General features: G+C 41.0%; 7 protein-coding genes. 1 reads left to right on the forward strand and 6 read right to left on the reverse strand.

Features of this window, described 5'->3' with window-relative positions; genetic code table 11:
- Nucleotides 1-2: 2 nt before the first annotated feature.
- From ACR64J_RS11200 to ACR64J_RS11210, 3 genes are read right to left on the reverse strand one after another with little or no spacing between them, the layout of a single operon-like run.
- Nucleotides 3-2,885 carry a DEAD/DEAH box helicase family protein gene (locus ACR64J_RS11200; protein ID WP_435949746.1) on the reverse strand — a complete coding sequence of 961 codons (2,883 nt, stop codon included), beginning with the start codon at nucleotides 2,883-2,885 and terminating at the stop codon, nucleotides 3-5.
- Nucleotides 2,886-2,890: 5 nt separating this feature from the next.
- A complete protein-coding gene (locus tag ACR64J_RS11205; protein WP_435949747.1) occupies nucleotides 2,891-5,467 on the reverse strand; it encodes a TIR domain-containing protein in 2,577 nt (858 codons plus the stop codon).
- A 32-nt stretch (nucleotides 5,468-5,499) separates the two neighbouring features.
- Nucleotides 5,500-7,551, reverse strand: a complete 2,052-nt coding sequence (locus ACR64J_RS11210; protein ID WP_435949748.1) for a site-specific DNA-methyltransferase — start codon at nucleotides 7,549-7,551, stop codon at nucleotides 5,500-5,502.
- Between the two features lie 280 nt (nucleotides 7,552-7,831).
- Here ACR64J_RS11210 and ACR64J_RS11215 point away from each other — a divergent pair, with 280 nt between their 5' ends.
- A complete protein-coding gene (locus tag ACR64J_RS11215; RefSeq protein ID WP_435949749.1) occupies nucleotides 7,832-9,289 on the forward strand; it encodes a lytic murein transglycosylase in 1,458 nt (485 codons plus the stop codon).
- A gap of 95 nt (nucleotides 9,290-9,384) precedes the next feature.
- Here ACR64J_RS11215 and ACR64J_RS11220 read toward each other — a convergent pair whose 3' ends face one another.
- The 3 genes from ACR64J_RS11220 to murI all read right to left on the reverse strand — a co-directional run bounded on the left by ACR64J_RS11220 (nucleotide 9,385) and on the right by murI (nucleotide 11,914).
- A complete protein-coding gene (locus tag ACR64J_RS11220) occupies nucleotides 9,385-9,684 on the reverse strand; it encodes a hypothetical protein (protein ID WP_435949750.1) in 300 nt (99 codons plus the stop codon).
- A 127-nt stretch (nucleotides 9,685-9,811) separates the two neighbouring features.
- On the reverse strand, nucleotides 9,812-10,807 hold the full coding sequence (locus tag ACR64J_RS11225) for a DUF4062 domain-containing protein (RefSeq protein ID WP_435949751.1): 996 nt from the start codon (nucleotides 10,805-10,807) through the stop codon (nucleotides 9,812-9,814).
- A gap of 156 nt (nucleotides 10,808-10,963) precedes the next feature.
- Nucleotides 10,964-11,914, reverse strand: coding sequence for a glutamate racemase (murI, locus tag ACR64J_RS11230; protein ID WP_317200519.1), 951 nt, complete (start codon nucleotides 11,912-11,914; stop codon nucleotides 10,964-10,966).
- Between the last annotated feature and the right edge of the window lie 3 nt (nucleotides 11,915-11,917).

Genomic DNA, 11,917 nt, shown 5'->3' on the forward strand with positions numbered 1-11,917 from the left:
CCTCACAACTGCGCCACCCTCTCCACCACCTTAAAACTCAGCTCATTATCTAATGCTTTGAAATGCGCCTTACCGCAGCGAATCTTTTGTTGTTGCGGTAGCGGCAGTTTAGCGATATCTACCGCGTGTCCTGTTGCACTTTTGCCGCCTGTATTCTTGGTTTCGGCAACGAAGTACAGCTGACTCACTTCCTCATTGTCCTCTTTAATAACCGCCCAATCAGGATTATAGCTGCCAAGCGGCGTATTAATCTTAAACCAATTAGGCAGTTTAAAATAAAAGCGCACGCTCTCCATACTCTCACAATCGTTTGCAAATTGATGCTCAGTATTTGAGTCCAGCGGTATTAGGTTGTCAAAAATCGTCTTATCTGTATTGGTAACATCGAAATGATAATCGCTGGCATAGACGTCCGTTGGCTGAGCCTCTAGCTTCTCTAATAATCGCTGGGCATAAACTTGACCGTTTTTTTGATACTCAATGCCTTTTACCATGAGGTCAGTCTGGGCTTGTTTAATAATCGCTACCAAGCGCTCTAGAAAGACTTGCGGATTGATCAGCATCTCATCGATACGCCCGCTTTGGCGCAGTATCTCCATCAAGGTTACGCGGGTTAATTTAGTATGACGTGCCAGATAAGCCAAAATGTCAGGCAGTTGCCATACGCGCTGATTGACAGACGATTGATTAATGGTCGATTGATTAATATCGTTATCAGTATCAGCGTTGCCACTGTTATCGCTATTATCCGTAGCATAATGCTGACGTTGGCTATTGACGGCTAATAAGCGACTCTCCACGCCGTCATTACTCATGGTCAAGCGTACTTTATTGGCTGCAATTTGTGGCGCGACTATCTCTTCCATATCGGCTATCAATTCGATAACGGTAGTGATTAATTCATCAGTATCAAAGCAGACTTGATATTGAGTCTTTTGTTTAATCTTATCCCAAATGGCTTTGAAATTGTCATCGAGCATAAAGCCTTTACGATACTTAACCGCTTGCTTGTGCGCTTGATTTTTTACCCGCCCTGCGAAGCTCACACCGCAGTCCTCTGCAATCTCATTTTGCAAACTCTTAGCAAAGTCATCATAGCTTTCATTGGCGACAACAGTCAGAATATTAATCTGCTTATCATAAACCCGATGACCATCTGCACCGACACATAGACGTAGACCACGACCAATTTCTTGACGTTTTTTTAGGGTGGATTTGGTCTCGTTGAGGGTACATATCTGGAATACATTGGGATTGTCCCAGCCTTCACGCAATGCCGAATGGCTAAAGATAAACTGCAGCGGATTATTTAGATTCAGCAGCTTTTCTTTATCTTTCATAATCAAGCTATAAGTATCATCGTCGCCTTTGGTGGTGCCAGAGGTGTCTTTGGCGCGTCCCTTTTTATCGACAGAAAAATAACCGTTATGAATATCGCTGACCCCAGCCTGATAATGCGTTGCTAATTGCTGCTTTAAATCACGATATTTAGGCTTATCTAATAACGTCTGATATATCTCTTCAAACCACTGGGCAAATTTACCTGAGCGCGTATAGCCGTCTGTTTGGTTAACCCGCTCATTATTAATAAGATAGTTATCGACACGGTCAATAAACAGCAAGGACAATACTTTAATCCCTTGCGGCAAGAGCTTACGCTGCTTATCCAGATGCGCCTCAATAGTGCGCTCAATTTGATAACGCATGACGCTATCGGTCATACCGCCAGTTTGCTGACCTTTATTAATGGTCACGCCATTATCAAACTCAATGTAGCCCTCCACAGCGTTAATGCCGCTGACGATATAGCCATTGGCATATATTTCACGCTCGGTCTTTTTATACAAATCATCATTGTCGCTGATGCTGATGGTTTTCTTTTTGACCACGCCTTTGACGTTGGCATAGATGCTCACCTTGGCGGTGATTTTGGTCTTTTTAGCGGTGATGTCGAGCAGTTCGATATAAGCCTCATTAAAGGCATCATCGCTCATGACGGAATCGACTTCGATTTGCTTGACCAGACCTGCATCATAGGCTTTGACCGGATTTAGGCTATAAAGCAGATGACGGCTGTACTTGTGCGTCGCTGAATAGCGCAAGGTTATCAGCGGCTGCAAACTGGCAATAGCGTCCAAGCGCTTAGCGGTCTCCATATTTTGCGGTTCATCGACGATGACGATAGGATGGGTCGCTTGGATATATTCAATTGGGGCAACGCCTTGTTCACGGACTTGGTTGATGATGTTTTCGTCTTTGGCAAAGGCGTCAATGTTCATGACTAAGATTTGGATGTTATGACTGGTGGCAAAGTCGCGTAGCCTATTTAGGTTTTTGCTATCGTATATACGCGCGTCCACGCGAGTATTGTCATACAGGGCGGAAAAATGCGCTTTGGTCATCTCGATAGATTTCATTACGCCTTCACGAATCGCTACTGACGGTACGACAATCACAAATTTACGCATGCCATAAGTCTGATACAGCTCGTAGATGCTACGCAGATAGACGTAAGTCTTGCCGGTGCCCGTCTCCATCTCAATCGAGGCGTTCAGTCCATATTGGGCAAGGTTTTTATCATCATCATAAAGTGCGGTTGACGGCTCGATATTATGTTCACGCTGCACGGCTTGGATATTATCCAGCACTTGCTCATCGCTAATAATGCGCTGATTGGCTATGGCTTGACTGGTGATTTGCTGGCTAATCATTTGCTGATTAATGAGGGTCTTACTTCCTGCAACATCAATTGGCTGGGCTAAGGCAAAGTTATCAAACGCAGCATTTGTATCGAGCATGGAGGGCTGCCCACGAAAGATATCAACCACGGCATTGATAGCATGGCTTTGGTGTTCAAGGTTTGGTTCAAAGGTGAGGGTTATCATGGTGGTTATTCAACCCTTTTAAATTCTTGAAAGTTTAATGCACTTTTATTTTTTGAAACTTGTTCTAATCTGCTCTGTTTGTCTATTGGTATATCAAGGATGTCTGAAAGTTGCTGTTTAACTTGATATTCAACCGGAAACATATAAATATGATGAATTAAAAACTCTTTCATCAATCTCAAACAAACTACATTATCTTTAAAGGAACTTCTCATATCTTTAATAAAGTTAATATCTATTTTTTTGCCAAAGTGCAAATCAATTGATAATTTTATTAGGTTATATGCTGGAGTGCCTTTTTCTTTAGATATTTGTTCATATATCTCATTAACTTCTTTAGCACCGATAGAGTTTGAAATTTTTTGTATAACCATACTAAGCACACTGTAGGTTAGAAAAAGGTATGACTTTTCAGCATACTTTCTAATTACCTCGTTACTCGATTCAGGATCGTTAGATATATTTTCCGCGATTAGATTTATAACTGACTCCTTAGCAGATTCAGATATATCTAAAAAATAACTTGCAAACCTTAATCCTGCATCTATACTAAATACAGCTAAATCGCTTAATTCATTTTTTTTGAGATTATAATGTCGACTTTTTATAATCTGGCCACTAATTTCTATAGACTTAAATACTCGATTTATATCTGAAAGAATCTCATCGTTTACATCCATTTCAGTGTTGTCTTCCAAGGCGTCTAATCTATCTAAATTTTTGTTATGTTTATCTCTTTCCGACTGAATCTCTCTCTGTTCAATTACTAGTTTTGGTATACTAGTTATAAAATTATTTATGAAACTAAGATTTTCTTTACCAAAAGTAGCTTGTTTAAGACCTGAGTACTGACTATTTAAGCACCCTTCAATCTTTTTCAAAACAATCTTACTACTACTATGGTGAGTAACAAAAATCAAAATATTTGCATAATCCTCCCTATGAAGTTTCTTAATCAATTCATCTATATAATTCTCATATTCTTCACTATCGTTACAATTATCAGCGATTTTTTTTGCTACAAAAAAATAAAACAAATAAGGATATCTAAAATTATATCCATTTACATCCTTAGATAAAATTCCACACTTAACTAATTTATCTAAAACCTCTACCCTGTTGAAATCCGCAATATAATCACTGTTGTATTTGGAGAAAAAATTATCAGTTTCTGTAAATGCTATAGATTTAGATTTAGTAAAAGCCCACCAAGCTAGTTCAGTTAGAATATTTAAGTATAAACCATAGTCTTTTGGTTTTATTTTTATACTCTCTAATGAATTATAAATTAATTGCTGATAGCAATGCCCATAGGATGTAAGTTCAATATCCATTTTTGTTTGAGCCTCAAACATTTGAAGAACCATTATTATATAAATAGGTCGAGATGGTACGACATTTTTCTTAAGCACTTTATTAATATTATCAGTAATATAATCAACTTGCTGATAAAGGTTACTCTCACTGATAGTTGTTTCTTGTCCCAAACTCACCCATTTAGTAATTAAATCGTCCCTTTTCTTATTACCTAAGCCCATAATTTTTAACTTTTTGAACGAATCAAATATAGAGTATTCATCTATAATACAGCCATACTCTTCATTCGATGTAATAATAATCCTTAAGCCTAAATCTTCTATAAAATTTATAAAGTTAGTAGCAGACCTTTTGTTTAATTTAGTTTTATCGAAATTATCAATAAGTATGAGATTCCTTTGTCCTTTTAAGTCATCAAACATCAAATTGTTATACTGTTGCTCAATAGCCCTCTGTAGCGTTTTCTTATAATCTGAAATAGCATTTACATCTAAACTTAAATCGATGTAAATAACCTTTTTAGCATAAAAAAGTTTTTTATAGTAGAACTTTAGTAGAGACGTCTTACCCATCTGACTATCACCAAAAATTACAAGATTCTTATCGCTATCAATAAACTTCGAAGCGTCTGCATTATTGATAAAATTGGCAGATTTACTTTCATATTCTTCTAAGTCAGGTGGTATATATATATCTGAAAGTCTTACTATATCTCCTTTCCTATGGTTTAACTGTACTTCCGTATCTTCCAACCATGTGATTGTACTTTTATTCAAAGCCGTTTCTTTAACACTCTCGAGGACTTTAATTGCTTTTTTTTTACTATTAAAGTCTTTTATAGCCTTTTTCAAACCCTCAATTACATTCAACCATGCTTCATCTTCATCTCCCCATTTAGCAATGGGCATTCCATCTTTAGGAAGACCTTGAAACTTTGAAAAAGGAAGATCATGCCAATCACAAGGTCTTAAAATTACTGGTATTACAACAGAATCACCTTGGTTGTGTTGTTGGATAGCCTGCTGAACTTCTTTACTCGAACAGTAATCAGAGTTATTAAAGCTTGCACTGATTAATAGCAAAATGAGATCCGCATTTGAAATATTATTATCTATTTCATCTTCCCACTTTTGGCCAGCAGTTATATCTCTATCATTCCATGCTTCAATAACACCTTGCCGTTTAAGTGAGGACAAATGCTCCTCTAAATTTTCTTTAAAATTTTCATCTTTATGAGCATAACTAATAAATAATTTAACTGTCATCTAATGAATCCTCAATCTCTTAAAAAAATATTTTAAACACACCCAACTACCAGCCCAGCATCCTCAAACTGCAAGACGATATTGGCCTTATTGGCGTCATCGCTAAAGGCTCTATCCATAATCAAAGTTTTATTCGGCGCGGTGGTGATAATTTGCGTGGCTTTGCTAGTGGTCATATCGTCTAGGACTATCGCTAGGCTCATTGATATGCCTGCGCTCTCAGAACTGTCAGCATTATCATTACTATAATGTAGCGCATCGTTTTGGGTGACCAGATAATAGCCGTCACCTTCGCTGACAATGGCGGTCAAAGTATAGCCTTCTTTGAGCATCAGCTCGGTGATGATACCGTCAGTGGTGGCAGTGTCCACGATAGGATCAAGGTGCTGCTCGAGCTGCGCCATCAGGCTGTCGGCATCGTAACTGGCGGGCTGTTGCCACGGGATAAAGTTACTGTCGGCAAGTTTGTACGCCTTAAACCCAAAATCAAGCGCCTTGCTATCGACGGATTCAGGCAGCTCGGAGGTGATATGAGCCGCAGCACGGCGAATACGCTCTTTTGATATCTCAGCGATATTGGGCGGCATATTATTATTGACACAAAACTCATAAGCACTTTTGTAGTCTTTACTTTCTGGATCAATATCTTCTGGAATCTGTACCATAATAAACTTACGATTGCCAAACTTGTGGTTCTCACTGTTTTTTATAGCTTCCGCATTTAGAGCCATAATTGCATGGGCAGTTGAAGCTGAGCCTGCAAAAAAATCTAATATTATGTCGTTATCTTTTAAAATAAAGCTAAAATATTTTTCTAATAAACTTATAGGTTTTGGATTATTAAAAACTTTTACATCGTCAAATAGCGTTCTAATATCATAGGCTCCGCTTCTACCATCTGTAGTTTCCACACTCGAAAGTTTCTCTAAAAAATCTTTGACATACACTTTTAATTCTATAATTTTATTTTCGTCTTCTCCGAATATTATCTTGTCCGATTGAAGCAGTTTATCCATAGTTTCTTGTGGAAAACGATATCCCATGAGAGGTTCTTTACAAGGTTTACCAGTAACTGGGTGAATAACATCATAACGATAACCTTCTTTACCGGGGTTATGTACACTTTGACTGCCTATATAAATACCACCTTCATCTATGTATCTATATCTATCTAAATTACCAAGTTGACTCTTGTTCTCTTTAAACCACTTTCTATATTCTTCTTCAAGCTGGTCTCCTTCAAAGCTTTCTAAAAGCTCTTTTTCTTTTTCAAGAAGAATAGTTTTAGAAGCACTAATACTACTTTTCCAAACTCCTTCTAACTCGGCTTTATTCCTCGAATAGACAACGATATATTCATGCTCTGTAGCTATGTTTGTAGGGTTATTATCGGTGACATTTTTCCAAATTATTTGACCAACAAAATTCTCCTCGCCAAATATCTCATCCATCAGCAAGCGCAAATTTGCTACTTCATTATCATCTATCGATACAAAGATAACGCCATCATCACGCAGTAAGCTCTTTGCCAGCGCCAATCTTGGATACATCATATTCAGCCAATTGCTATGATACTGACCGTTTTCTTTTCGATTTGCTTGCATCCCATCGCTATGGGTCAGATTACCGTCTTCATCGGTTTGCCCTGCCCGCGCTTTATAGTCCGCAATACTCTCGCTAAAATCGTCAGCATAGACAAAGCGGTCATTGCCCGTATTGTATGGCGGATCGATATATATCATCTTGATACGGCTGTGATAGCTCTTTTGTAATATCTTCAGCACCGCTAGATTATCGCCCTCTATAAATAGATTTTGCGACGTATCAAAATCGACCGATTCATCAGGCGCGGGCACTAGCGTCTGACTGGTTGGCGTTTTTAGCTCACGATACACTTGGTGCTTGCCCGCCCAGCTTAGCCCATACGCCTCTTGCGCGGGTGCGATATCTTGCTCAGACAGCAGCGCGGTGAGCTTACGGATATCAAGCTGACCTTCACTGAACGCTTCTGGCATTATCTGCTTGAGCTGTGCAAGAGTTATATCTTGAGGAGTTTGACTGGTAGGATGTATCGGATTACTCATAGTTGCGGCTACAGGATTCGTGAAAGGACAGTATTAAAATTAAGAATGAAACAGTATAGCAATAGCGCTATAGATAGTGCGACTTTTTCGGCTGTTCAGGCGACAGTAAATGACGTTAACTTTTTAATCAAACATAAAACCTCTACTATCTCCTAACCTCACTCATACGTCAGCTTATCGTAACCAAGCCATGCTAGTACTTTTCTTTATTATCGATATTGGTTACTCTAAATCAATCTTTGATTTTATGCTCTGTTTTTCACCTTTACAGGATATCTCCATGCGTTTGACTCAGCTCTCCACCCTCTCTCTATTGACCGCTGCTATTGGTCTTAGCCTTACTAGCACCGCACAGGCCGCTCGTCCGCCTGCACCTGATTTGTCTAATAGTGAGTTTCAGCAGTGCTTGGATGGACTCAAAAACTCTAGCAAGTTTCGCGGAGTCGATAGCTTCACCTTTAATAACTACCGCCCAAATGAGCCAGATCCAAGCGTGATTCAATCGCTGAACTATCAGCCTGAATTTCAAAAAGACGTTTGGGATTATTTATCGGCGCTAGTGGATAAAGAGCGCGTCGAAGACGGTATCCGTGCCAAACGCCAATGGGGCGACACCCTGCGCCAAATCGAGTCGCGTTATGGCGTTAAGCCTGAGCATGTTTTAGGCGTATGGGGCGTAGAGTCCAACTTTGGGCAGACTCTGGGTAAAAAGCCTTTGTTTGAATCTCTAGCCACCTTGTCTTGCTTTGATCGTCGTCAAAGCTACTTTCAAGGCGAGTATGCCAATGCGCTAAAGATCGTACAGCGCGGTGATATTGCGCCAAGTGATATGACAGGCTCATGGGCTGGGGCATTTGGGCAGACGCAGTTTATGCCAAGTACCTTTTTGGAATTGGCAGTGGATTTTGATGGTGATGGTCGTCGTGATTTGGTCAATAGTGTGCCTGATGCTCTCGCCTCCACTGCTAACTTTTTGGACAATCGCGGTTATCGTAGCGGCGAGCCTTGGGGTTATGAGGTCAAGCTCCCTGATGGCTACTGGGCAGCATCAGACCGCAAAAACAAAAAATCTATAAGCCACTGGCGTAATCAAGGCTTGACGTTAGCCAACGGTGGCTCTTTGCCTTATGATTTAAATAGCGCAGGATTGCTATTACCAGCAGGCATTGATGGCCCTGCGTTCTTAGTCGGCAAAAACTTCGATACTTTTTATTCTTATAATGCTTCAGAAAACTACGCTTTAGCTATCGCGCATTTATCTGATTTGATTACACGCGAAGACAGTAGTAAAACCGACTTTGTCACGGCATGGCCGACCAATGACCCTGGTATTAGCCGTCAGCAAGCCAAAGACATTCAGCAAGCACTGTTGGATGCAGGTTATGATATTGGCGGCGTTGATGGCATCATCGGGGACAATACTCGCAGCGCTATTGTCCAGTATCAGACCAGCCGCGGTATCTTCCCCGCTGATGGCCGCGCAGGGCAAAGATTCTATCGTACTATCGTCGGTAGCACCGCGCCAAGCCGCACGCAGTACACTAATCAATATGGGCAACCAGCAGGCGCACGTCCACTAACCCCAGCACCAGCTGATCGTATGGGTCAGTTGATTCAACGGCAGACGACGATTGCGCCAAGTGCGCCCTCATATTCATCACCCGCGCCAGCGAATACCGTTCGCTACCGCCGCGTTGTTGGCGGTGATGGGGTAACGCGCTTAGTACGCATTGATTAAAACGCCGATTTTATAAATCGAAGATAAGAAAAAGCCACGCTATTAATAATAGTGTGGCTCTTTTTATACTGGTTTTAATAAGTCAGAATTTAAAATTATACGATAGGCGGTGGATTAGGTTCACCATTGTCGCCATCCCAATTCTCACGAGCTTTATCATCGAGATCATTTGGAGTTTTGGGCTCCCATTTACCGTTTTCTCTCCAAGTGGCATCGCCCCAATCGTCATCTTCTTCTTTTCTGTCTAGATCTTTGTAGGCTGCACTAGGATCGATACCGCGGCGCTTCATATCAGCCACTTGTTCTTCTAACGTGCGAAACTGATCCGCGTCATGCATCTGGTTTTCTAGATTGTCGATATTTTTTCTCAAATCATCTCTTTTAGAATCAGTCATTATGTTCTCCTTGATAGGTTTGTGTTTTTTAGTCATTAATCATTATTTATATTATCTATCACTCACTACAAAATTGATAACATTAGCTCGTATGCTTTGTATTACAAAACGTAGTCTTAGCTACTCACTATAGATTGTGATCAAGCTCTTGCTGATCTTTAGATAAGCTTTTGGCATAAAAGGTAAGCTTCCAAAGCTCTTGCTTGACCCTGGTACCAAAGGTCGTCAGCTCAATCCAGTTGGCGGCGACTAATTGCCGCTGTAACCTATTGAGATCATTTTGCGTCATTTGACAGCGAGTTACCGCGTGGACTTTGGGCATAAGCTGCTGGACATCGTTTTCAGCTCTGTGAGCAATAAGACGATTAATACTGCTTTGTAGACCATAGCTTGAAAAGGTTGGCGATATTTTGATAAGGGCTTGGAGTATATCAGACCACATCAAAGCCATAGGCATGGTCACCTCTGTCAGATTACCGCCTTCATACGCATGAGCGCTGTACTGAAAACTAAAAATATCAGTCAGTACGATAGGCCGGCTCAGGCCGGTTGCAGAGGAGATAGTAGTAGAGCGAACGTCTTGGTTTTTGGTAGATACTGAGCTTTTACGCGGCGCTTGCATATCAGACTCATACTCAGGTAGCGATTGCGTGCGCGCCTTTGTCCAGCTGCCCATGATCTTGTGATTATTCACAATATCATTATGCGCCTGTACCAGCAGCGGCTCAATATAAGTACTTTCATCATAGTAATAAACATACTTTGCATGTTTTTCGACGGTACGGATAAACTCTGTTAAAGAGGGCTCAAGGCTGATAACGTGATGATGCGTCTTTATAACGATCAGTAGCGGCTTTAGCTTAGCCTCGGCGCTTAGATAACTTAGATGCATCTGACTGATGCCAGTACGCTGCGTGGTGCCATAACTGTCACCGATGATGATTAACGCATAATCACAAGCCTCAATGCATTGACGCCCATATAAAGAGGCTTTTGGCAGTTTACTTGAGACATCATAAGTCAAAAAAGCACGCTCTTGAAAAGCTATTGCTACACTATCTAAAATCAAAGACTGATCGTTGTCAGCATGTATAACATGAATGTGATAGCGGTAATTTGGCACAATACCCTCTAATATTTAGCAGCGATGGCACCACCGCTCATTTAACATCACTATATTCAATTTTGAATGTAAGTAGCCTAGCACAACTCGCTTTTGAGTGTGAATTTTATTATCGCCAAAATCATCGTCACTGTCACTTTAAAGACTCTATCTTAACTAAATTAGGGTTGATGCCTTGGATTTACTATCAATAGTAGTAAAATTTTGCTCTTGATACGTCATGAGCGGTGACAGTTTGAATACGCGCGTGCCTAATAGACGCTGAATCAGTTGCCCAAGCTTGTCATCGTATTTACTCGCATAAAAAATAAGGGGTCGCTGAGTATGAACGTCTATAGGACAGGACTCTACGACTTCCCTCAATGATTGGGGCGCTAAAACGCTAGCAGACGGCGCAAGTAGGTGATGACTTGCCAGCAGCTGCTTGACCCGTTCAGCGACAGCGTGCCCTGAGTCAACAATTTGTATAGACAGATTTTGCTCTGCAATTTGCTGTTGCAAGTAGGTTCTAAAAAACGGATAGTGCGTGCAGCCTAAGACCAGTTGATCCACGCCTTGCTCTGCAAACACGTCAAGCTGATGGCGTAAATGCTCAGCGGTGACGCTATCCTCTGGCATGCCAGCCTCAACCCAAGGGACGAGATTGGGGTCAAAATACTTAGTGACTTTGGTTTGATTAGGTAGAGCGATATCACTAATAACTTGATTGAGTAAAGTGCCATCTAGCGTCGCTTTGGTCGCTAGTACTGCGACATGAGCACTTTTGCTGGCTAGAACTGCAGGCTTAAGCGCTGGCACAAGACCGACAATAGGTAGGTTTGGGTAATGCAAGCGAGCGGTTTGCAAGGCATGAGCAGAAGCGCTATTGCAAGCGATAACGATCAATTTGCAGCCTTGCTGATGCAGCCATTTCACCGCTGTCAGTGTCAAAGCTTCAATATCTTGGCTATCACGATTGCCATAAGGCACATGCAAGGTATCAGCGTAGTAGATATAACGCTCGTTTGGCAGTTGCTCAGCCAAATGTAAGTAGACGGATAGACCACCAATACCTGAATCGAACAAGCCGATTGGCGCACTGGCCTCTTTGTGTTTAGCAGTACTCATGAT

Origin of the sequence: Psychrobacter sp. DM8 (genome assembly GCF_051307025.1) — a bacterium.
Classification (GTDB): Bacteria; Pseudomonadota; Gammaproteobacteria; order Pseudomonadales; family Moraxellaceae; genus Psychrobacter.

Coding starts and splice junctions, on each gene's coding strand:
- ACR64J_RS11200 (WP_435949746.1), bottom strand. CDS start 2,885: ATGATAACCCTCACCTTTGAACCAAACCTTGAACACCAAAGCCATGCT.
- ACR64J_RS11205 (WP_435949747.1), bottom strand. CDS start 5,467: ATGACAGTTAAATTATTTATTAGTTATGCTCATAAAGATGAAAATTTT.
- ACR64J_RS11210 (WP_435949748.1), bottom strand. CDS start 7,551: ATGAGTAATCCGATACATCCTACCAGTCAAACTCCTCAAGATATAACT.
- ACR64J_RS11215 (WP_435949749.1), top strand. CDS start 7,832: ATGCGTTTGACTCAGCTCTCCACCCTCTCTCTATTGACCGCTGCTATT.
- ACR64J_RS11220 (WP_435949750.1), bottom strand. CDS start 9,684: ATGACTGATTCTAAAAGAGATGATTTGAGAAAAAATATCGACAATCTA.
- murI (WP_317200519.1), bottom strand. CDS start 11,914: ATGAGTACTGCTAAACACAAAGAGGCCAGTGCGCCAATCGGCTTGTTC.